Origin of the sequence: Endozoicomonas sp. ALB091 (assembly GCF_049310265.1) — a bacterium.
Taxonomy (GTDB): Bacteria; Pseudomonadota; Gammaproteobacteria; order Pseudomonadales; family Endozoicomonadaceae; genus Endozoicomonas.
The window spans coordinates 309,196-332,958 of sequence record NZ_JBLYNQ010000007.1 but is presented as its reverse complement, the minus strand read 5'-3'; the positions used below and the strand labels follow the sequence as shown (position 1 = coordinate 332,958).

Genomic DNA, 23,763 nt, shown 5'->3' with positions numbered 1-23,763 from the left:
AGTAAATCGATTTCATATGATGGAACTATTCTCTGTTGGGGCGGTCATAATTAGTGGATATCTACTGAAATAAGGGCACTAAATGGTTGGTTCGGTCAATTTTTCTTCAGTTCCAGTTGCTGTTGATCAGGGTAAATACACTAAGGAATATTTTGAAGATTATGAATCAAAGGCTCAAAGCCTGGCTGAATTAAAAGAGGACCGGGAAAAGAGTCCTGGATGGAATACAGTCAAGACGGTTGCGGTTTCTTCCCTTGCGGCAGTTTCCCAGCTCGGACAACTGGTTGGTAGCATTTTTGGCCATACTGTCTTTGCGCTCCCATCTGCCTTGGTGGGTGGGGTTTTCGGCTTTTGTGTTTATGCGCCCTTTATGAAGGCTGTGGATCATCTTTCGGGGAGAGAAAACACCAAGTCGTTCCTGGAATATACGATTACTCCAGCAAACATACTGAGTAATTTTATCTATAACCGGGTTACCGACCTTGCCTGTCGATATGTTGTGGGTTTCGGGCTTATGGTTGCGGTTGTGGAACCTGTGAATATCATCCTCGGCGGTCTGGCAGCAGGCACTTTATTGTCCCCACTGATTTACAATGACTTTAAACATAATAAATCCAATAATGTCGAGCATTTCATCGATGGTCCGGGAAATTTTTCAGTCAAGCTCAGTGCACAACACTATTTATGGCAAAAATTTGATGATTGGGCTGCGGGCATTAAAAGAACCCCTTTAGCTCTTCATGATCGAATTGCAGCTAAAGTGGTTGCCGAGCAGGTTTCTATCAAGGAATTGGCTGATCTGGTTGGCTGATGATAAAGGGCATTCATTTCCCCGACTGCTTTACAGGCGCTCAATAACGCCTGTTGCAAAGCACTACACCCATTCTCAGCAGGGCGAAAATTAATCACAGGCATTATGAAGTCGGTGCCTGGTATGGCCCATGAAGGCTTTGCTTTGTGCATTTTGGTGATACCGGACTAAAGCATTCCGGATGTTTGCCATAAATGTCTGAGTAAAATGCCTGTATTTCCGAAAGGTCTTTTTCGATGTCCTCCCCTGGCTCGATAACAGGACCAAATCCTCCGGTTCTGTCCTTGAAATCAAGAAAGGCAAGTACAATGGGGATGCCGGCATTTTTTGCCATATGGTAGAAGCCTGTGTGCCACCGCTCGCCGAGTGCCCGGGTACCTTCAGGGCATATCACCAGGCCCAGCTTTCTGTGTTGCTTGAAAGTACAGACCGCCTGTTCTACCAGGCTGCCTCTTCTGCATCTGCCATTCCGATCCAGTGGAATCCCTCCCATCCAGCGCATAACCCAGTTGAACGGCCCCCAGAACAGGGTGTGTTTGCCCACCCAGTAACACTGTACACCGGTAGCAAGGCCAATCGCCATGCCATAGACAAAGTCCCAGTTACTGGTATGGGGAGCACCAACAAGCACGTACCTGGCCAGGCGTGGGGCTCTGCCCTGAATCCTCCAGCCCATCACTTTGAGAAACAGTTTTGCGAATATAGAAAGGGTCTGGCTGACAATGGGTGTATTGAAAATTGTGATTTGCATAGTTCAGAGGGTGCCTTGCTATCCCGTTTACAGGAAGCGGTGTTGAAAGCTATCAAAAGAGCGATCGCTTTGAGCACAGCTTCATAACAGAAAATGAATGTATGCAGCCTTAACGACTGGTTAACAGGCAAGGAATTGCTTGCCAAAAGCATTCTGTATGTATATACAGTGCTTATCCCGGAGCTAATTGGAACATGATGGAAAGTAATGCCATTCTTGAGCAAAAGGTGGTCCAGAGAAAAATCATACATATCGATTTTGACGCCTTCTTTGCCAGTATTGAAATACGTGATAATCCGAGGTTGTCAGGAAAGGCGGTTGCTGTCGGGGGGGCTCCGGATCGTAGAGGGGTGATTGCCACTTGTAACTATGAGGCGCGTCGATTTGGTGTGCATTCAGCCATGTCTTCAGCCCAGGCGATGCGGCTCTGCCCGGAGCTGAAGATCATTCCTCCCCGCTTTTCTGTTTATCGTGCCGCGTCTTCTGAAGCTCATGCCATTTTTCGCCAATATACTGATTTAATTGAACCTTTGTCCCTGGATGAGGCCTATCTCGATGTCACCGGAACTCATCTTTGCCGAGGCAGTGCCACCTTGATTGCCGAGGAAATCCGGCAGAAAATTTTTCAACAATTGCATGTCACCGTCTCTGCCGGCGTTGCCACCAATAAGTTTCTGGCGAAGATTGCCAGTGACTGGAATAAACCCAATGGCCTTTTTGTGATCACTCCGGAACAGGCGGATGATTTTATTTTCGATCTGCCTGTGAAAAAAATTCATGGGGTAGGTCGGGTTACCGCCGGGAAACTGCATAAAAAAGGCATCAATACCTGCGGGCAATTACGCCAGTACTCCATTCTTGAGTTAAGTCGCTGGTTTGGCAGTTTTGGTGAACGGTTGTGGGAGCTTTCCCGGGGGCGGGATGATCGTGAGGTGCAGACCAGTCGGCGCAGGAAGTCCCTTTCTGTTGAGCATACTTATGATAAAGACCTGGCGGGGCTTGCGGATATTACTGCACAGGTTATCCCGTTGCTTGAAGAACTTCAGGAACGCTACCAGCGTATTGAAAAGGAATACGAGGTGCATAAGCACTTTGTTAAGGTAAAGTTTGCTGATTTTACCCAGACCACCCTTGAGGAGAGTCTGCCGACAACCGGTGAAAGTGTTAAGGAGCATTTTACTCAGTTGCTGGTAAGAGCCTGGGAACGGGGAGGTCGTCCGGTCAGGCTTCTTGGCTTAGGGGTCAGGCTTGTGGATCTCCGTGAAGAAAGAGCGCTTGAGCAGCTGGAGCTTTTTGAAAAGAAAATTATGGGGCTGGCTTAGGCTCCCGTTTTTTTTCTGCCAGCTGTCCCATCATATTGCTGACCAGACAATAAGCCACGAACCAATAAAAGCCAGAGTGCAATGCTGCATCAAATTGCACAATCTGCCTGGATTCGTCATGTCCAGCCGCAGTGGCATTGGCCGCCAGAAAGGCGATAAGTACTCCAATAGCAAACACATCAGCCATGGACCATTTGCCCAGTAAACTGTTCAGCCTGAGCAGTATTTGGTTTTCCCTGACAAAATTAGCCAGCAACAGGAAGCCCAGTTTTATCACCGGTATCACCAGGCTGAAGGTGACAATCAGTACTGCCACAAAATAATAGCCACTGCTCCAGAGGTCTTCAGCGGTACCAAGAATGGAACGCTTCTTTTCATAAACAGTGGATGTCCCTTTAACTTCCAGACGATCAAGGAACTGGGTAGCCAGACCCGCCATGGCAGGATGAAGGTTCTGCTGCTGAACGATATGCCTTGCCTCATTCAGCATTGCCTGACGATCAAGATCGGCCTTGATGGTCATCATGGGTTGAGTCACTCCCGGAATCAGCAGGCAAAGGGAGGTGATTATCATCAGCGTGAGTAGCCACCTGGAAGCTGTCATCAACGACCTCATTGTTCTTCTTAATAAGGAATAGATTCTGATAGCTCAGTTTGGTCTAAGGAGCGACGTTTGTCAGCTTGCTAATCATGATGGGTCTATTTCATGCTGGTTCAAAATGTTCAACCATCAGTTGTAAGTTGTGCTGACCACGGAATTCATTGATATCGAGTTTATAGACAGCCTTGATCTGACGAATATTGGGATCAGGCCACACTCTGTTGTCAATATTAAAGGCAATGGCATCCAGCCAGAGTTCGCTGCCGGGTATCTTGAGTACCATTTTGAGGTGCTTCTCTCCCACCAGTTTCTGCTGAATGATTTGGAATTGACCATCAAAGCAGGGCTCAGGAAAACTTTGTCCCCATGGCCCGCCCTCGCGAAGGGTATAGGCGGTTGCCATGGTTACCTGACCGGGCATCAGTTCACCGTCAGTGTGCATTTCTGCCTGAAGGTCTTCAGCGGTCAGTTGTTTTCTGACCTCAAGGTCAAAAGCCGTTTGAAATTCGTTGAATTTTGCTTTTGGTATGGACAGCCCCGCGGCCATGGCGTGACCACCAAATTTAATAATAAGTCCGGGGTTATCCCTGGCAATACTGTCCAGTGCATCACGCATGTGCAGTCCCTGAATCGACCTGGCAGAGCCTTTCAGTTCTGGCTCTCCCACAGGATTATCGGCTTCAGCAAAAGCAATCACCGGACGGTTCAGTTTCTCTTTTACCCGGGACGCCAGAATGCCAACCACGCCCTGGTGCCAGCTTTCCTGAAACAAGCTGACGCCCCATGGCAGGTCTGTTTGCTGGTTAAAGCGGATTTTCTCCAACTCTGCCATGGCCTGGCTGTGCATGCTGCCCTCAATGGCTTTTCGGTCACGGTTAAGACCATCCAGCTCAACGGCCAACTCCCTTGCCCGGTTTATATCGTCGCAAAGGAGCAGTTCGATACCAATCGACATATCATCCAGACGTCCAGCCGCATTAAGTCTTGGACCCAGGGCAAAGCCCAGGTCAGACGCGACCAGTTTTTCAGCATTTCTACCGGATACCTCAATCAGCGCTGTAATACCCGGTCGGCAGCGGCCGGAGCGGATACGGGCAAGTCCCTGGAAAACCAGTATGCGGTTATTGCTGTCCAGCTTGACCACATCAGCCACTGTGCCGAGGGCAACAAGGTCGAGAAGTTCGGCCAGATTGGGCTCTGTGCTCCCCTGAAAATACTCCCGTGACCGCAACAGAGTTCGCAAGGCACACATCAGGTAGAAAATAACGCCTACCCCGGCGGTATTTTTGCCGGGAAACGGGCAGTCTGGCTGATTAGGGTTAACGATCGCATCGGCTTCGGGCAGTTCGCGACCAGCCAGATGGTGGTCGGTAACCACCACTTTCATACCTTTGTTTTTTGCTGCCAGGACACCGGTAAGGCTGGAGATGCCATTATCAACGGTGATTAATACATCCGGTTGAAAGGGCAGGGCGGCTTCAACAATTTCAGGGGTCAGGCCATAACCATAGTCAAAGCGGTTGGGCACCAGAAAATCAGCATGGCCACCCATGCTTCTCAACGCCAGAACCGCGAGAGCACTGCTGGTGGCACCATCACAGTCGAAGTCGCCAACAATGAGCATGCGCTGCTGGTTGATAATAGCCTCAGCCAGAATGTCAGCGGCTTTATCGATATCCCTGAGTTGCCGGTAGTCGCTTAACTGTTGCAGCTGACGTGGCAGTTCATCCTGAGTTTTAACGCCCCGGGCACTGTATATTCTGGCCAGCAGAGGATCCATCTCGGGCGTGAAGCAACAGGTTGAAAGGTCGTAGGTGCGGCGGATTATATTCACAGGCATAAATGAAACAACAGGCGATGAAGCGAAAGGAAGTGTCAGGGTAACACAGTTTCCGTTTAGCGGGGGCGATAAATAGAGAGCCTGCAAAGTACCGTAATGGATTACTTTAACGCGTTTATCTTCCGTCTCAGTTCAGCCATATAATGCACATGTGACCGACTATGACGGCCATACAATGTATTTTTTCCCGTGGCCTTATGAGCGTGAATTATGGCCCGTCGACCAAGGATGGTTGGAGCCAGGCGTTTATGCCATCGCTTATAGCCAAATCGGGTTTCATTGGTGACAGTTTCCAGAACACTCCCTGTTCTGGATCGGCAGAATCACAACTGCTTGAAGGCGACACCAGCATGCACTTTGCAGGTGTGATGGTTTTGAACGTCAGGTGCTTTGGATGAAAGACTTGAGAGATGAAAGTTCGTTGTCAAGAATATCGTAACGCTCCTCCCGCTCAAACAAATCAGCCATATAAGCTGGCAGTGCGGGTGCATCCAGGCCCGCTTTGACGATCGCGTCAGGGAATTTCACCGGGTGGGCGGTTGCCAGGGTTACCACTGGCGTTTCTCTGGCCAACCCAACTTCTTCCGTTGCCCGGATACCGGTTGCTGTATGGGGGTCCGCAAGATACCCGGTGTTATTATACAGGGCACTGATCGTATCGCAGACCTGCTGATCATCAGAACGGCTGCTATCAAACAGTGCTCTGATGGCCTGCCACACATCATTATCAACACGGATATTTCCTGTTTCCCTGAAACCAGACATCAATTCCGTCAGGGTGTCGCCATTACGGTTATGCATATCAAACAGCAGGCGTTCAAAGTTACTGGAAACCATGATGTCCATACTGGGCGACAGTGTCTGCTGCAGTGCTTCCTTGCGGTAGTCATTGTTCTGGAAGAAACGGTGGAGAATGTCATTGTGATTGGTGGCAACAATCAGTTTCTCTATGGGCAGGCCCATTCCCCGGGCGATATAGCCTGCAAAGATATCGCCAAAGTTGCCGGTAGGCACTGCAAAGCTGACAGGCTGATCCGGCGCACCAAGGGCCAGGGCCGCGTGAAAATAATAGACAATCTGGGCCATGATTCTGGCCCAGTTGATGGAGTTAACGGCAACGAGCCGGGTGTTCTCCGGCAGGAACGACTGGTCGGCGAAACATCTTTTCACCATATCCTGGCAGTCATCAAAATTGCCCTGTATGGCAATGTTGTGAACATTGCTGTCCAGAACCGTCGTCATCTGGCGACGCTGAACTTCTGATACCCGTTGATAAGGATGAAGAATAAATATATCCAGATGATCGCTATGGCGACAGCCTTCGATGGCTGCCGATCCGGTATCACCAGACGTTGCACCCAGTACTATGGCCTTTTCATTACGATCTGTCAGTGTGTGGTCCAGAAGGCGACCAAGCAGTTGCAGTGCAAAGTCTTTGAAGGCCAGGGTTGGGCCGTGGAAAAGTTCCATAACCCACTGATTGGCACCCAGTTGCTGAAGTGGTGCGACAGCCTGATGGCTGAACCCGGCGTAACTGTCATCAATCATCTGCCTGAGTTTATCATCCGGGATGGTTCCGCCGACAAAAGGCTGGATGATTTCAAAGGCAAGCTGATGGTAGGGGAGTCCCTTCAGTGACCGAATGGTCTCAGCGCTGAACTGTGGCAGGGTTTCTGGTACGTAAAGACCACCATCATCCGCCAGCCCGGCCAGCAGAACATCCTGAAAATCTTTGGTGTGTCCCTGTCCTCGGGTACTGATGTATTTCACTGGGAATTCCGTATATCTGTTTATTACTCTGACAGCACCGCTTACCCAGCAAAGAGTAAGCGGGTGGGCAAATAGCTTCAGGCCATGGTTTCAACACGAATTCGGGTGATGGGGGATTTAATATCCTCCAACGCCTCGAGTTCAGAGATAGCTTTGTCCATGGTGCCTTCAAGAGTACGGTGGGTAAGGATAACGATATCCGCACAACCATCATCTTCACGAGTGACTTTCTGGGTAATGGCATCGATATTAATGCCGTGGTTGCTCAGCACCCGGGTAACGGCATTCATTACTCCGGGGTGATCGTCGGCATGGATGCGCAGATAAAAACTGCACACTGTCTCGGTAATCGGCAGTACCTGCAGGGTATCGCTCAGACTTTCCGCTGAGAAACCCAGGGCATGAACAGCAGCGTCTGGAGCGTCAATGGTTCTGGCAATATCGACGATATCGGCGATTACGGAAGATGCCGTGGGCTCAGCACCAGCCCCGGGGCCACTGTACATGGTCTGGCCAATCCCATCTCCCTGAATCACAACCGAGTTCATCACACCATTGATGTTGGCCAGTGGACGATCAGAAGGAATCAGGGTCGGGTGAACCCGCAGTTCAATGCCATTGGCTGCCTTGCGGGCAACACCAAGGTGTTTGATTCTAAAGCCAAGGGAAGCGGCATACTGAATGTCACTGGGCGTGATTTTGCTGATGCCTTCGGTATAGGCTTTGGTGAATTGCAGAGGAATACCAAAAGCGATGGACGCCATAATAGTCAGCTTGTGACAGGCATCAATACCTTCGACATCAAAGGTTGGGTCTGCTTCAGCGTAGCCCAGTGCCTGTGCTTCTTTCAGAACATCGGCAAACGGACGGTTATGGTCACCCATTTCCGTCAGGATATAGTTGCCGGTACCGTTAATAATACCCGCCAGCCAGCTGATGCTGTTTGCCGACAGCCCTTCCCTCAGACACTTGATGATGGGAATGCCACCGGCAACCGCTGCCTCATAGGCGACAATGACATTTTTATCACGGGCAGCCTGAAAGATCTCGTTACCATGTTCGGCAATCAGGGCCTTATTGGCAGTGACCACATGTTTTCCCTGGTCGATTGCCGTCAGAATCAGCTCTTTGGCGACATCATAGCCACCAATGGTTTCTACCAGAATATCAATCTCAGGGTTGTGAGCCACTGCAAAAATATCCCGGGTGACGTTGATGTCCCCGGTGTCGCAGTCAGAATTATCCCGGCGGGCACCAACCTGCTCAATAATCACAGGACGGCCGACCCGGGCAGTAATAATTCTGGCGTTACGCTGAAGTACATTGAAGGTGCCACCACCAACAGTACCAAGTCCACAGATACCTACTTTGACCGGTTTCAAGGTGTTCCCCATATTCATTGTTATGATCATTCCCGGTAATACCGGTGGGGATTATAACCTTAAACAGTTTTTTGATGCGATATGGGCGGTGTCATTCGCGGGCACTGTCTCGCAGTAATTTCATGGCTTCTTCATAATTGGGGGGATCCGGGAACAGGTCTTTGTAGGATGGTGGAACGTTAAGGGGATCCATTGAGTCCGAAGATGCACAACCAGCCTTGTCAGGCAGGGACTTCTTGTCAATCATTCCAGTGGCCGTAACCGGGGCTGTTGTTACCGGTTGTGTTGTTTCCTGGTCTGTTGTGCCGGTAATGTCTCTGGCAGGTGTATCGTCCTGATCAGGTGGCAAATTGTCTTCCTCGGAGTCATTATTAGCAAGACATGATGATCCCTGCAGATGTTTCGCGCACAAATATCCTACACCACCGAAAGCCAACCCAGTGACAATTGTTATTGCCACAGTGGTTAGAGAACAGAAGCCTGTTGCTGTAATACATTTTTGGCAATCAATTGTATTTCCACGTAGCAGGCAGTGCATGCATTGTGCACCGCTACAATCGGTGACTTTGGTCCCCAGGAAACTACCAGCGACAAGGCCAGCAGTGGCCCCGCAGCCTGTGCAATTATGACAGTTGGCTTTCGGGTTGGTGATAGATCTGGTGATGGTTTGTGGTATGGGTGCATTAAGCATTTTGCGATTTACTCCGTTTAACGGTTTTAAAAACAACAGGCAATGTAAGCGCTGTCAGTCAGGGTTATTGGATTGGACACCATCGGCCAGCGAGTTAATGGTTTCTTCATAATTGGGGGGGGCATGATTGGGGGGATAGTTCAGGGTGTTGTAGGGTGGCGGAGCCATTGAGCCCGCAGGTGCAGGCAAATGGGTATCGTGCAGCAGGGGCTCAACATCAATCACAGCAGAATCCTTACCCGGTGCTGATTGCTCCTGCTGTTCCGGATGACTACAGCGACTGTCAGAGAAAGGGCCTAGATAACAACACAGAAATTTGGCTAGCGTGGAGCATGCACTGGGAAGGCCGCTAGCACTGGCACAGTAGCGAGATCGCTGTTCCTTATTTGCACACGCATACCCCAAAGAGCCCATAGTCAATACCCCAACCAGACCCCCGGCGACTGTCATTCCCGAGCATATGCCAAAGGTAGCGCATACTTTGCCCGTCATTAGACCTAATTTAAGACAGCGGTCTGCCTGATCTATATTTCCGAGACAGCAGCAACAGTCTTTGAGAAAGTTTGTGCAAGTACAGGATGTGACTTTGACCCCTGTGAAAATACCGGAACCTAAGCCCGCAGCAGCTCCGCATTGGAAACCTCCATAGACACAGACTTTTGGCTCGGTCATTTGTCTGCTGATAGTTTGTGGAGTAGGTGCTGTCAGCATTATCCTGTTTCCTCATCGCAATTCTGAATTTAATGTCCATGTAGACAGAATTTTTTGGCAAGAGTTCACTGATATTTTTGAGGAGAAGGAGATAGCTGAAAAGGCAGGAAAGAATAAGGGTGGTCTGGACACCCTTATCACAAGAAGAAATGGCAATCAGATAGAGACTTCACCAGCCAGACTGACACTGAGCATGGCTTTAACCGCGTCGGTGCCGAGACCCAGAGAGTAAAGGTGATGAAGTTTACAGAACATGGCTTCGGTAGTGGTATCCAGGCCTCCCACAATACCTGCTTTGGCCAGTGCTGAGCCTGCTGCATAGCTACCCTGGTGAACGGTGCCCCGGTGACACTGGGTCAGGTTAACAATCAATTTTCCTGAAGCGGTTGCCCTGGCAAAGGTGTCCAGCAGGGCGTGGTCAGCATCAGGGCCATTGCCTGTACCATAAGTGCGCAGAATAAAGGCATCCATGGGTTGATTCAGCGCAGACTCCATCCACCTGGCAGTAATGCCAGGGAACAGCTGCAGAATGCCAACATGGGTTTCACCGTCGCAATCAAGCTGAAACTTTTCAGCTTCCTTTGGCCGCCACAGGAGCGTTTCATTGAGTTCTACATGGATATCTGCCCGGCCAAGCCAAGGGTAGTTGGGGCTGTCAAAGGCATCAAAGAGGTAGGCGTTCAGTTTACGGGCACGGTTGCCGCGCAACAGGCGGCCGTTGAAATACAGGCAAACCTCTTTGATTCGGTCATCAGTCGCCACGGTCAGGGCACCAACCAGATTTTCCAGACCATCGGTGCGGGCTTCACACAGAGGAATCTGGGAGCCGGTAAAGATGACCGGCTTCTGCAGGTTTTGCAGCATAAAAGAGATCATGCTGCAGGAATAAGCCATGGTATCGGTACCGTGCAGAACGACAAAACCATCAAACTGCTCATAGCGGCTGGCGATATCAGCGGCGATTTGCTGCCAGTTACCCGGGCGGATATTGCTGGAATCGATCAGCTGAGGGTATTCAAACAGTTCGAATGCTGGCAGGCTGGCCATCACATCAGGAGAAAGTTTCTCTTCCAGCAGCCCCATCAGGTTATCCCCGGGCGCATAGCCGGAATCTGAATGGCGCATACCAATGGTTCCACCGGTGTAGGCAACGTAGATTTTCTTGCTCATGAATGTTCCTGATTAAGATCAGCCTCACAGTATAAACGGCGATTGTCATTGGGTGATGGGCTTTGATCAAGTCTATCACTGCAATGCACGGTCAGGTGGGGCAGAGGCTGAAAAAAAACGCCGCCCTGTTGATAGCAACCCGGGCGGCACTGGGAATGAATGATAAAGAGAGTAATCAGGCGGTAGCCATCTGGCCGTGGACTGAATGATCTTCCACTTGTTTCACATACTTGTTATCCACCGGGCGGAATTTACCCAGGTAAGCAAAGGCAACAACCAGGCCGATACTGATGAAGCTCATCCACATGTAAGGCACGTAGGCGAAAGTAGATACTCCCAGCAGGCCCGCCATGAAGATACCGTTGTCAGACCATGGCACCATACCTGAAGTCAGAGTACCGCCAAATTCCGAGCTGCGGGAGAGCATACGACGGTCAACACCCATGCGGTCGTAGTTTCCGGACATGATCTTGGGTGTCAGGATCAGTGATACGTACATGGCAGAACCGAATACGTTGGCCAGGAATGCCGTAGCCACAGTGTAGGCAGTCAGGTTGCCTTCATTGGTGATGCGGTTTTCAAAGGTGCGGGCGATGGTTTCCAGGATGCCCACCTTATCCAGCAGGCCACCAAAGCCCAGGCCGAAGATAACAACCGCAACGGAACCCAGCATGTTCACCATACCGCCCCGGTTCAGGATGTTGTCCAGAAAAGCGTTGCCGGAATCAACCGTCAACGGTGCCCACAGGGCGTTCACAGCGTCGATGGGCGTGCGGTCCTGGAACAGAACTGCCCAGACCACACCCAGGCCAGCACCCAGCATGATAACCGGGTAGGACGGGAACTTTTTGGCCAGCAGGAAAAGAATGATAACTACCGGAACAAAAGCCATGAAAGAGATGCTGAAGTTCTCATCCATCAGGTTCATAACTTCCTGCACCTGGGCCATATCAGCACTGCCGCCAAACTGGAAACCGTACACGGTGAAAGCGATGGCCGTCAGGACATAAGCAGTCAGGCTGATGGGCAGCATGCCCTTGATGTGGTCAACAATTTCAACCTCGGACATTGAGGAAGCCAGGATAACACTGTCCGACAGGGGAGAGAGTTTATCACCGAAGTAAACACCGGACAGGATGGCACCGGCAGTAACCGGGGCAGGAACGCCGAGACCCTGACCAATTCCCATCATGGCGATACCCGCAGTACCGGCTGCACCCCATGAGGTACCGGTTGCCAGGGCGGTCATGGAACAGATCACCATGGTGGCCAGCAGGAAGATGGAAGGATGGATAGTTTTCAGGCCGTAGTAAATGATCGATGGAACAATACCTCCGGCAATCCAGGTGCCCACCAGTGCGCCTACGGCAATCAGAATCAGGATCGCACCGGTGCCTTTGAAGATACCTTCTGCGGCAGCCGCTTCAAGATCTTTGTACTGGTGGCCCAGTTTGACACCCAGTCCCATGGCCAGGAACCAGCCGATGCAGAGCGCCAATTGAATAGGAAGGTTCAGTTTGGCGGTAAACGCAAAAGCGAGAACCAGAAAGGTACCTAATACCAGGGACACCTGTCCCATAGAAGGTAACGTGATCTTCTGCTCCATGAATGAACTCCGAGGGGTTATTAATTTAATCAATGCGCTATCGAACGCGCATATCCTAATGATTTGGCAAGTATATTTTTTGATCTGTGTCAGAAAATGACAGCGAATCCTTACAGTCCCCTCGGAAAAGCGAAAAATAATGAGCTGGGACAATTTTTTCTTGGAACATATGTTCGAAATTGTGAGTTTTCAGGCTGAGAGAGCGGTCACATTTTGACGATGCAGAAAAAAAGTCTATGTTTTCATCACAGTCAGTTTTATTACCGGGAAAGAGGAGATTCGTGAAAATTATTGAGCATCTTGCCAACATTAAACTGCCGACCACACTTCTGTTGGTGTTGTTGATCCCTTTTCTGACAGATCCCTGGATGAGCTATGACGTTAAGTCATTTTTTTTCACCCTGAGCCTGACCATTAAGTCACTGTTGGTTTTTGTCCTGCCATTTATTGTGTTCAGCTTTGTGGTCTCCTGTCTCGCCAGAATGGGTAAGAATGCTCTGCTGTTTGCCCTGTTGTTGATCATGATGGTATTTGCTTCCAATATCACGGCCATTTTCACCGGATATACTATTGGCAGTGTCATGGTGCCGCTGATATCCATGCCTATCACCCTTGATGCTCTTGATGGCAGTGGTCTGGCGACCATGTGGGTGTTTGAATTACCCCCTCTATTCACAAATATGAATGCCTTGATTGTGGGATTCATTGCAGGCCTGCTGGTGAACCTGCTGGATATGCAACCGCTAAGGGCGCTTTGTTTCAGAGCCGGTGATGTTTCCAGCGGGTTCCTGAAACATTTTTTTATTCCGATACTGCCTTTTTTTATCCTCGGATTTGCCTACAAACTCCATGCGGATGGAATTTTGAGCCAGGCTATCTCGGCTTATGGCAGGATTTTGCTGCTGGTTATTGTTTCGCAGCTGGCTTACCTCTTTATCTACTTTTTTGTGGCAGCAAAGTGTTCATTTCGGACTTTTATTACCTACGTTGGCAACGTATTTCCTGCATGGTTAACGGGTTTAAGCACGGTCTCCAGCGCCGCCACGATGCCGGTGTTAATCGACAGTACTGAAAGAAATATCGGTAATCCCATCATGGCAAGAACCATCGTGCCTGCCACAGTCAATATTCATACCATTGGCAGTGCGATCGGTTTGACCATTCTGGCGCTGGTGACCCTGAATACATTCCATATGCCAATGCCCGATCTGGCGGGTTTTGCCATCTTTGGTTTTTATTATGCATTGGCCAAATTTTCGGTAGCGGCTGTGCCCGGGGGCGTCATTCTTGTGGTAGGGCCAATCTTACAGAGTTTGATGGGCTTTTCAGATGAAATGCTGGGGTTAATTACCGCTGTCTATATGATATTTGATCCCTTTGGTACTGCCATGAATGTCAGTGGAAATGGAGCTTTCGCCATTATATTTTCAAGGCTGTGCCAGAGGCTTGGCCTTAACGGTGATGATGGCAATGAGGATGGTAAGCAGGAGCCTGAAAGTAGTGTGGCTTGATGGAGCCGCAGAGATCATGAAGCACATTGTGAAAAGCTTGTCTCTTGCTTTTCGGGTTTTGTGATCTCTGTGGTTTTGGTTGTTATTGAACCAGCCGCTGATAAAGGCCCGACTGCCTCTTGGTGGGCGACTTTGCAGCTTTGATCAGGATATCCATTTCGGCGAAGAGCGTAAGTCTGGATTTGGCCCGGGTAATCCCCGTATAGACAAGCTCACGGGTGATGATCGGGCTGTCTTTATCCGGTAACACCATGACAACATCCGCAAACTCAGAACCCTGGCTTTTGTGAATGGTCATGGCGAACACGGTTTCATGCTCAGGAAGTCGGCTGGGTAGAAACTGCCGGACCTGTTTATCGGGCAACTGAAAAGCGATCCGGAGCTGGCCATCAGGGCCTCTGATGGTAATCCCGATATCACCATTGTACAGGCCAAGCCCGTGATCATTGCGGGTGATCAAAACGGGGCGGCCTTCATACCATTGTCCAGTCACGTCGATCAGGCCTTTTTCTTGCAGGGCTTTTTGTATTGCTTCGTTCAGCCCTGAAATACCGTAGGGGCCTTCCCGCAAGGCACATAACACCTGAAACCGGTTAAAGGCATCAAGAATATGGTGAGGTGCTGATGTCAGTTGAATGAGTTCCAGGTAGTGTCGGTAGGATTCAACGGACTGCTGTATCAATTGCTGATAATCAGAGTCCCCGGCGATGGAAAAGCGCTCAATATCGTCAAAGCCTGAGGTAAATACCGACTTCAGAGATCGCAGGTCATTGTTGTTTACGGCTTTGGCCAGACTCCCTATACCGGAATGGGCATCAAAGCGGTAGCTTTTGCGCAGCAGGCAAAGGCTGTCGGAAACGGCAAGATTTGTCCTGGTTTGTGCAGGCTCCATTTTAGCAAGATCATGTCCGGTTAACTTTTCCAGCAGATTGCGTTGTTCATTTGAGTAACCAAAGCTGGCGGCTGCACAGATATCACCGAGGACACTGCCAGCTTCCACTGACGAAAGCTGATCACGGTCACCTAACAGAATTAACCGGGCATGATCTGGCAGTGCTTCCAGCAGGTGGCTCATCAGTGGCAGGTCAATCATGGAAGCTTCATCTACTACCAGAATATCCAGGTGCAACCGATTGTTTCTATTGTGGATGAAACCGGTTTTTCCGGGAATGACGCCCAGTAAACGGTGCAGTGTTCCGGCTTGAGTCGGGATCTTTTCTCTTACCGTGTCACTGCAGTTTATTTTTGCCAGTGCGCCGCCAATGGACTCGGTTAAACGAGCTGCTGCCTTACCCGTTGGGGCAACCAGTTTGATGTCCGGAGGGGATTGGCGTTTCAGGCCCAGCTCTGTAAGCAAGGCAAGCAGTCGGGTAACGGTTGTGGTTTTGCCGGTTCCCGGGCCTCCACTGATCACGGAAAACGAGCGACTGGCGGCCAGTGCCGCAGCAATTTTCTGCCAGTTCAGGCACGCCGACTCGGGAATCAATGAATCAAGGGTATCGGTATCAGCGCAATGATTAACCGAGTTTAGAATGGCTTGCCAGTCAAGCGTATCAACGGACTCAATATCCAGCCACTTGATAAGCTCAGCTTTCTGAGCGGCTTCGGACTTCCCTTTACACTGTTGGAGAACAAAGTGGTAATCCCTGTTAAAGAGTCTCTGCAAAATCGACAGGGCTTCATCGGTATCCAGTGTTTCGGTGCTTCTGCTGTTGAGAAAACCGGCGACACTGCGTTCGTATTGCCAGTACCGATAAAGGTAGAGACGCCCATCATCCAGAACCAGGGGTGTTGGTTCACTGCCTTCACCCACAACCTGAGTCCGTTTGAGGCGGGTTAGCCACTGGTCTTTTGGAATGGCAACGGTATCCATCAGTTCGGAACATTCCTGCCCATCCAGACCAAAAAGGCTGAAGTCCGATGCCAGAGACATGCAGACATTGCCCTGGCCCAGTTCAAAGCTGACATTGGCGGCGGCCAGAGTCAGCAATGGATCGGGATTCAAGGAGTGGATCAGTTTGGCGAACTGGTAATCCAGGGCTCGAATAATCCCCTGTTGTTCCAGTATCTGCAGCTGATTTAACATCTTATCAGCTCCTCTTTTTGATTATCTTTACCACGGAACAGCTGATCCAGACCATTAATGAGTTGGAAGGAGGGCTTGTGGCTGAATATGCCGTGTTGCTCAGGATCATTCATCTGCACGCCGCGCAGAAACAGATAGATAACGCCACCGAAATGCCGGTCATAGTCATAATCCGGTACACGTTGTTTGAGCAGTCGGTGCAATGCCAGAGAGTACAGCTGGTATTGCAGATCGTAACGATGCTCTATCATGACTTTCTCCATGGCTTCCCTGGAATAATCACTGATGTTATTTCCCAGCCAGTTTGATTTGTAATCGAGCACATACCAGCGCCCCTGATATTCAAAGGTCAGGTCAATAAAGCCTTTCAGCATGCCTTTCATACGGTGGAACTGCAGCTCTCCGGCCCTGGCGCTCAGTGAATCGTGTTGAGCAATCAGCTGGTTAAGGCTCTGGGGATTAAGCTGTTCGATGGGGAGGTAAAACTCCATTTCAACCCGTCGAGCGGAATCTGGCAGATTTATAAGGCGAAGATTGTCTTTATCCAGCGGCGCGTTGAGGCAAGTTAACAACATACCTTTGGTAGCGGGCAGCCACTCTTCGCCATAACCGGCCCGGGCGTGGCTATCGACCAGAAAGCTGTCGAGATAGGCGTCATTGTCTGCACAGCGCAATGCGTTCATATCCAGCTCTTCAAACAGGCTGTGCATAAACGTTCCCGGTTGAGCCCCTTTAGGAAAGTTGAACAGGCTTAAAGGGTTGGCTTCAGACTGCGGGTTATCCGGGGCCGTATGTTGTTCATTGATGGCATCAGTATCAAACCCTGGCGATTCATTACTGGCAACGGCCGGTGTCTCAGCGCGATGTGATGCATGCCGTGAAAGTGCCGAGTAGCTGGTGGTCCACCAGTTTCTTTCAATATTTCCTGTGAAATTCCGTGCGCTTAACGACGCTTCTTGTGTATTCACTGGAGCATAGGGTGGGAGAGTGTCGGCTGGTGGTGCAGAAACCATGATCTGTTGATGATCACATTGCCCGGCCACTTGCTCCAGCGACAGGTTCAGATCCTGACTGATGATCTCTGAGCCCTGGTTGAGCAAATAACCAATCGCGCTCTGATGCAGGTCAGTTTTACCCTCTTTACCGGCTTTTCCCGATTTGTAGGGTGCCATGCCCAGGTAACAGCAGTACACCGAGCGGGTCAGGGCAACATAGAGCAGGCGCAGGTCTTCCGCCAAACGCTCTTTTTCTGACAGGGCTGAGGCTTGTTCCGAGGGGGTTAATGCCAGCCAGGTTTCACTGGTTTGCGGGTCATGGTACAGGGGGGATTCCGCTTTACGCAGATGGCATGGAAAGGGGATAAAGACCACCTTGTATTCCAGCCCTTTGGATTTATGAATGGTAATGATCTTGACCAGGTTCCGCTCGCTCTCCAGATGCAGCTGCTGATCATCGGCGTTTTGATCAGGTCTGATGACCTGTTCGGAAAACCAGCGAGCCAGGGCGGATGATCCCTGCTGTTCCAGGCTGGCGGCCGCCAGCAACTCGCCAAGGTGCAGCAGGTCGGTCAAACGCCGTTCCCCATCCTGGAATGAGAGCAGTCGTTCGGCGATTTTCCGTTGGAAGACAAGCTGGCGTAACATGGGCAGGATGCCTTTTTTCTGCCAGAGTTCGCCATAGTGAGTGAACTCTTCCACCGCGCTTTCCCAGGCTTGTTCATCCACATTAAGTGCATCCATGGCCCGGGCATCAAGATGGAAAAGCGTGGTGGCCAGCGCCGCTTTCAACACCCGTTCGCTGGTGGGTTGCAGGCAGGCCTGAAGGACTTTTTCCAGGTCAGACGCTTCCCGTGCAGCAAATACTGAGTCCTGGTTGCTCAGGTAGATACTGGCGATATTCTGTGCGGCCAGGGCCTCACGAATCTTCTGGCCATGGCGGCCACTGCGAACCAGTACGGCAATATCACCGGGCTGAAGAGGTGTTTGCCGGTCGCCGTTGTGAATCTGGCAGTTTCCCCGGTCTGCGGCGGTGAGCAGGCGGTTGATCTCGGTGGCGGTTGCCTGGCTCATGGTATCCAGATAGCGCTCGGCATTGATGGTGGGGCCATCAACGGGCTGCTGCAGCCACAGGGTCATTGCCGGTAGTGCTTCTCCCTCATGATAAAGGCGCTTCTGTGCGGCACCCGGTGATGGGTGAACGGGTTCAAAAGGGATGCTGTCGTTGTAGATAAAGGGGGACGGTGAATGCTGGAATACCGTATTCACCGCAGACACCATGGCATCGCTTGAACGCCAGTTGGTAGCCAGCGTGTAATGGCTGTGTACCTGTTCCCTGGCCTGCATATAGGTGAAGATATCGGCACCACGGAAGGCATAGATGGCCTGTTTGGGATCGCCGATCATAAACAGGCCGACGCCGGGGTCACCGCCTTCCATGTAGATCTTGTTGAAAATGCGATACTGGAGAGGGTCGGTATCCTGAAACTCATCAATCATGGCAATGCGATACTGGCTGCGAATCGCCTGGGCCAGCAGTTCGCCGTCACCGGCCTTCTCTTCGCAATTGCCTTCAAGATTGCCTTCAGGAAACAGCGCATTGGCCAGGTTGGTCAGCAGGTCATCAAAGGATAGTTGATAGCGGCTGGCTTTCAATTGTGTCAGCTGGTGTTTGATATGTTGCAGTGCATCCCGGGTAATCAGGCCCTGAAGCGCCTCCTTGAGAGAGAGTGGCAAATCCAGGAATTCATCAATTTTCCGGAAAATCGGGTGCTCGGGCAGCTTGCCGGTTTTTAACAGGCTCTTTTGTAACACTTCGGTGCCGTAGATCTCCCAACTGTCTTTTTCCAGATTGGGAATCAGATCGTCAGAGGCAAGAAAACTGTTCATTTGGCCAAGACGCTTCAGCGGTTTGCGGTCTTTGCGCAGGCCACAGTTACGCAACAGGTCGGCGATGGTGTCCTGATCGTTTTGCCAGAGTGTCTTCAACTCACTGGCGGATGACAGATAGACCCTGTTGAACTCCTCCATGGATTCCGGCACCTGGTCTCCGGCCAGTTTCAGATCTGACAGGGGCAGCCAGCTGCGCAAATGACTCAGCAGGTCGTTGGGTGTTTTCCAGAGGTTGCGGATCAGTTTCACCAGCGGTTTTTCCAGGGGATAGAAATGCCGGCGCCAGTAGTCCGCAGCACTCAGCTGCAACATGGGCTCGGTATTCGTAATCAGCTCACTGGAGAACAGTGTGCCACTTTCAAACGCATGCTGTTTCAACATGCGCTGACAGAAGCCGTGGATGGTGAAAATCGCCGCCTCATCCATCTGTTGTTCTGCCGCCAGCAGCAGTGCCTGACACTGTTCTGGCTGATCCATATCCTCAATCAGCTGCTGAATAAACGGGTCGCTGGATGTTCCCGCAATAAAGTCATCGCGGGTCTGGTGAATTCTGGCCCGGATACGATCCCGCAATTCGCCGGTGGCCGCTTCGGTAAAGGTAACCACCAGTATCTGATCAACGGTTAACGGGGTTTCATGTTGTGTTTTATCGCTGCCATGGCCCAGCAGTATGCGCAGATAGAGATTGGCAATGGTATAGGTTTTGCCCGTGCCGGCACTGGCTTCGATCAGGCGGACGCCGTGCAGTGGCAGGGCGTGTGGGTTTAGTGTTTCCGGAACCAGGTGGTTCTGGTCAGTGGCTGTTGACTGGCTCATGGCTGTTCCTCCTGCAAACAGTCAAACGCAGGAGCCATAATCTCTCTGGTAAGGCTGGTCATTTCAGTAAATACCGGCGTCAGCTCAGGGTAGACCCGCTGTATATAGTCATCACTGCACTCTCCCCGCACATGGAAATCATCCCCGGCAAAGGCTTTTTCGGCGGCTTTTTCTGCCTTGTCCGGGTTATCATCCGGATCGGCCTTTAACCAGCTATAGGCCGTTTCCGGGAACCAGGGCAGCGGCAGGTTCTGACCCATCTGGAAGTAATGGATCAGTGTGGACAGGTGTTGTTCTGCTTCCTGTTTTGGGATGACCGGCAACAGGCGCTCCTTCTCCGGGTCATGAATCCGGGTCACGGTTGGATTTTCGGTCGTGCACTGACACAGGTGCTCAATCCAGCTTCTGATCAGATCTTTACCTTTAAAACTGGCGGGGCGGTAGCGAAGCATACCGGACGCAGAGAAGCCTTTCAGCCAGCCGGTCAGATGCACCGGAGGGTGCTGGCGTTCGAGGTGGGGGAGCTGCAGGTTCACTTCCCGGTCGTCAGCACTATCTTCCAACTGTAGGCTTAATCGGTCAGCCATTGGGGTAAGGTCTTTTATCTGCTCATCCAGCAGAATCTGGCCAAAAGCGGAGTGTGGCAGCTTGCCGGAAGAGTGCAGTCGGCTGAGAAGACGTTCAGGGGCTTCTTCGTTAATCAGACTGTCAAGAATCCCGGCTTTCAGCTGGTAATTCTCCAGCGGCTCCATGGCGAATGTTTCGGTCTCCTCCAGGGCTTGGTCCTGAACGGAGAAATAGACTTTCAGGCGGCGATTAAAAAAGTAGCGACTGGGGTTGCTGTAAAATCTCAACAGCTCGGCAAGCTCAACGTCATTGAGGTTAACTCCCTCTTCATCCGGCAGGCGCGTCTGAATAAACTGGCCTGGCCTTTCTTCAGTGCGACTGGCTGCCGGTAACCACTCTTTAATGTAACTGTGAAAAGTGTGCCCTCGCTGGCCTGACTCAGGCTGATTCAAGAAGTTTCTGTGGCTGAACGGCTGCAGAGGGTGTTCGATAACCAGCTGCTCTGATTTCAGGTCAAAACCCTGTTCGCAGTAGTTGAGCAGTTCGGTGACCAGTACGGAAGGTATGCGCTCACTGTTATCCTGTATCCGTCGGCCAACATAGCTGATGTATAAGGTATCCTGGGCAGACAGCAGAGCCTCCAGGAACAGGTAACGGTCGTCTACCCGACGTGAGCGGTCACCACGCCTGCCATGGCGGGCGATCAGGTCAAATCCGGCGGGGGCAATACTGCGGGGATAGGCACCGTCATTCATACCCAGCAGGCAGACAACCCTGAACGGGATGGAGCGCATGGGCATTAATGTGCAGAAATTGACCTGGCCAGCGAGGAAGCGCTGACTGCTGCGCTCCTGAGTCAAACGTTCGGTCAGATAACTGATAAAGACTCTGCGTGATAATGTTTGCTGGTACCCTGCCTCCTGCAGCTGTTCATAGAGGTGAGACAGGGTATTCCTGACCAGTGTGAGCGCTGCTTCGTCCTCTTCCGAGCGGGTAAGGAAAAAGCGATCCAGCAGCTGATGAGTGAACTGGATCCATTGTTCAATGGTTCGTGTGTTATCCAGTTCATTGAGTAATTGCTCACTGCTATCAATAAAACTGGCCAGATAGCCTGCCAGCACTGCAGACATGCCCTGAACCGCATCCATCGGCAAAATATCATCATAGACGCCGGTATTTTCCGGCATGGCATAGCCCAGCAGCATCCTTCTGAGCCCGAATGACCAGGAGTTAGCCTGCAGCTCTGGCAGGTCAAACCGGGTTTGGTGGGCAGGGGTTAAACCCCAGCGTATACCTGACTCATGGGTCCATTGTCTCAGAATGTCCAGGTCACCGGTGGTCAGGTTGAAACGGTATTGAATGGCGGGCACTTCCAACAGCTCCATAAGCTCCGGGGCGGAGCAGCGGCTTTTGTCCAGCTCCAGCAGTTTAAGGAGTGCTGACAGGACAGGGTGCTCGTTTTTTGCACTGACATCTGAAATGGCCCATGGGATACGACGCTGGTCATCCATGCTGCCAAATATGGCTTGAATCCACGGGGTATAGCTGTCGATGTCCGGTAGCATGATGACAATGTCTTTGGGGGTCAGTTCCGGGTTCTGTTCAAACATATCAAGCAGATGGTCATACAGTATTTCCACCTCTCTGAGTGGACTATGACAGCTATGGAATTGCAGGGACTGATCGTTTGGCATCGCCGTTTTCTGGCCCTGGGCTGTCCGGTCGTGCAGCTCGAAGATGTCCTTTTGCAGATTGCCCAGCAGGGTATCCTTGTGATCGCTGACAAAGACATCGATATCAAACGCATCCAGGCCGTGGAGCTGGTGGAAGTAGTCTCTGCCAAGCTTGCCCATTGAGCCCAGCAGCGGATTGCCAATGGCGTCCAGGTTGTCCAGAGACAATCCCTCTTTACTGAACCAGCCTTTATCCTGCTGCTTCTTTTGATCCAGCAGTTTACGGGCTGCCAGCTTGCGCAGATATTTTGGGTCCCGTTCATCTCCCCAGTAGTGCTGGCAGGGGTTAGCGACCATTAAATGCACATCGCACTGGCTGGACATTGCCTCGATGGATTCGACAAAATGCGGGGGCAGGGCAGAAATACCAAAGACAAACAACCGCAGTGGCAGCTGTGAGCTGCAATCATTATTGGCCATAGCCTCAAGAAAGCGGTGGTGCATATTGGCCCTGTGCCAGGGGGATTGTTCCAGTTCAGCTGTTCTTGAGACCAGGGCACGCCATAGTTTGGGCTGCCAGGGCTGGTCAGAGGTGATTGTGCTGGTGTCATTCCCCTGTTCCCAGTCCAGAATCCAGTCAGGGCGATAGACAAGATATTGGTCAAAAATATCAGCAATTTTTCCGGACAACTGAAATTTCCGAATGTCGTCATCATCACTCGCCAGGTATTGGGTTAATGAATAGAAGTCCGGGTCGTGTTTCAGGGAGTCAAGGAGATCCATCAGCTTCCAGGTCATTGACTCCTTATTGAACGCGGATCGGCGTGGAACGTCCGGCAGGATGCGGGTATACATTTGCCAGAGGAAACTGGCCGGCAGAGGAAAATTGACACCGGCAGCTATACCCAGCCCTTTCGCCAGTTCCAGTCTGAGCCACTGGGCCATTCCGGGGCTTTGTACCAGAATCTGTTCATCTTCCAGGGGGTTGCTCGGAGGGGTTTGGCGAAAAAGCTCGACCAGAAGGTCTTTAAGCACATCCAGATGATTGGAATGGTATATGGTCAGCACAGGGAAACGTCGTCATTAACCGATAGATAAGGCTACTGTCGGCGCTATCCACCGTGCTGTCAACCGGATTGGTGGAAACTCAGGCCTGTCCCCTGCGGAGAATATTGTTTAACAACCCCGTTTTATTTTTTGAGCTGGTCGGCCGACTATTCCCCGGTTTGCCGCTGTAGGATTGATTAATTTCCTGTTCGGCTTTTTGTAACAGCGCGAGGTCAGGATTGGTCTTTTGCAGGAAGCGTTGCCCGCAGCCTTCACTGAGGTGCAGTTTTTTCTTCAGCATTTTCATTGAATCCATCAATGATTTAGCCCGGGCAATGGCTTTTTTACTGGCATCAAGTTGTTCGGTGGAAAATTGTTCGGTTGCCATGGTATTTACCTGATAGTTATTCTCACGCTTATTTTAGCAAATAACCGAATTTACCTTTTCTTTGATAGTTGATTGTCTGGATACAGGGTAAGATAAGCCCGCTTTCCGGTTCCCTGACTTATCCCGAATTAC

General features: G+C 51.0%; 16 protein-coding genes. 3 read left to right on the top strand and 13 right to left on the bottom strand.

Annotated elements, in window-relative coordinates:
- Positions 1–82 precede the first annotated feature (82 nt).
- The gene (locus tag ACO6UX_RS13555) at positions 83–811 is read left to right on the top strand and encodes a hypothetical protein (protein WP_422448412.1); all 729 of its coding nucleotides are present in this window, start codon (positions 83–85) and stop codon (positions 809–811) included.
- A 103-nt stretch (positions 812–914) separates the two neighbouring features.
- Here the strand turns inward: ACO6UX_RS13555 and ACO6UX_RS13550 are convergent, their stop codons facing one another.
- Entirely contained in the window at positions 915–1,562 is a 648-nt protein-coding gene (locus ACO6UX_RS13550) for a lysophospholipid acyltransferase family protein (protein ID WP_422448410.1), read from the bottom strand.
- 194 nt (positions 1,563–1,756) lie between these two features.
- Here ACO6UX_RS13550 and dinB point away from each other — a divergent pair, with 194 nt between their 5' ends.
- The gene (gene dinB / locus ACO6UX_RS13545; RefSeq protein ID WP_422448408.1) at positions 1,757–2,884 is read left to right on the top strand and encodes a DNA polymerase IV; all 1,128 of its coding nucleotides are present in this window, start codon (positions 1,757–1,759) and stop codon (positions 2,882–2,884) included.
- Here the strand turns inward: dinB and ACO6UX_RS13540 are convergent.
- The 8 genes from ACO6UX_RS13540 to nhaC all read right to left on the bottom strand — a co-directional run bounded on the left by ACO6UX_RS13540 (position 2,868) and on the right by nhaC (position 12,655).
- Positions 2,868–3,488, bottom strand: coding sequence for a paraquat-inducible protein A (locus tag ACO6UX_RS13540; RefSeq protein ID WP_422448406.1), 621 nt, complete (start codon positions 3,486–3,488; stop codon positions 2,868–2,870). The genes dinB and ACO6UX_RS13540 overlap by 17 nt on opposite strands.
- 100 nt (positions 3,489–3,588) lie before the next feature.
- The gene (recJ, locus tag ACO6UX_RS13535) at positions 3,589–5,325 is read right to left on the bottom strand and encodes a single-stranded-DNA-specific exonuclease RecJ (protein ID WP_422448404.1); all 1,737 of its coding nucleotides are present in this window, start codon (positions 5,323–5,325) and stop codon (positions 3,589–3,591) included.
- Between the two features lie 381 nt (positions 5,326–5,706).
- Positions 5,707–7,095 carry a threonine synthase gene (thrC, locus tag ACO6UX_RS13530; protein ID WP_422448402.1) on the bottom strand — a complete coding sequence of 463 codons (1,389 nt, stop codon included), beginning with the start codon at positions 7,093–7,095 and terminating at the stop codon, positions 5,707–5,709.
- Between the two features lie 77 nt (positions 7,096–7,172).
- Entirely contained in the window at positions 7,173–8,477 is a 1,305-nt protein-coding gene (locus ACO6UX_RS13525) for a homoserine dehydrogenase (protein WP_422448400.1), read from the bottom strand.
- A 91-nt stretch (positions 8,478–8,568) separates the two neighbouring features.
- Complete coding sequence (locus ACO6UX_RS13520) at positions 8,569–8,826, bottom strand: hypothetical protein (protein WP_422448398.1); 258 nt, start codon at positions 8,824–8,826, stop codon at positions 8,569–8,571.
- A gap of 396 nt (positions 8,827–9,222) precedes the next feature.
- Entirely contained in the window at positions 9,223–9,393 is a 171-nt protein-coding gene (locus ACO6UX_RS13515) for a hypothetical protein (protein ID WP_422448396.1), read from the bottom strand.
- A 642-nt stretch (positions 9,394–10,035) separates the two neighbouring features.
- Positions 10,036–11,049, bottom strand: a complete 1,014-nt coding sequence (gene ansA, locus ACO6UX_RS13510; RefSeq protein ID WP_422448394.1) for an asparaginase — start codon at positions 11,047–11,049, stop codon at positions 10,036–10,038.
- A gap of 175 nt (positions 11,050–11,224) precedes the next feature.
- Entirely contained in the window at positions 11,225–12,655 is a 1,431-nt protein-coding gene (gene nhaC / locus ACO6UX_RS13505) for a Na+/H+ antiporter NhaC (RefSeq protein ID WP_422448392.1), read from the bottom strand.
- Between the two features lie 281 nt (positions 12,656–12,936).
- On the opposite strand from nhaC, the gene ACO6UX_RS13500 reads away from it, so the two are divergent.
- On the top strand, positions 12,937–14,166 hold the full coding sequence (locus ACO6UX_RS13500) for a cation:dicarboxylate symporter family transporter (RefSeq protein WP_422448390.1): 1,230 nt from the start codon (positions 12,937–12,939) through the stop codon (positions 14,164–14,166).
- Between the two features lie 82 nt (positions 14,167–14,248).
- On the opposite strand, the gene recD is transcribed toward ACO6UX_RS13500, so the two are convergent.
- The 4 genes from recD to ACO6UX_RS13480 all read right to left on the bottom strand — a co-directional run bounded on the left by recD (position 14,249) and on the right by ACO6UX_RS13480 (position 23,631).
- Positions 14,249–16,252: an exodeoxyribonuclease V subunit alpha gene (gene recD, locus ACO6UX_RS13495; protein ID WP_422448388.1), complete on the bottom strand. Its 2,004-nt coding sequence runs from the start codon at positions 16,250–16,252 to the stop codon at positions 14,249–14,251.
- On the bottom strand, positions 16,246–19,956 hold the full coding sequence (gene recB, locus ACO6UX_RS13490) for an exodeoxyribonuclease V subunit beta (protein ID WP_422448386.1): 3,711 nt from the start codon (positions 19,954–19,956) through the stop codon (positions 16,246–16,248). The genes recD and recB overlap by 7 nt, the downstream gene beginning before the upstream one ends.
- Positions 19,953–23,264, bottom strand: a complete 3,312-nt coding sequence (recC, locus tag ACO6UX_RS13485) for an exodeoxyribonuclease V subunit gamma (RefSeq protein WP_422448384.1) — start codon at positions 23,262–23,264, stop codon at positions 19,953–19,955. Before recC ends, recB begins: the two co-directional genes overlap by 4 nt.
- A gap of 79 nt (positions 23,265–23,343) precedes the next feature.
- Positions 23,344–23,631, bottom strand: a complete 288-nt coding sequence (locus tag ACO6UX_RS13480; protein WP_422448382.1) for a hypothetical protein — start codon at positions 23,629–23,631, stop codon at positions 23,344–23,346.
- Between the last annotated feature and the right edge of the window lie 132 nt (positions 23,632–23,763).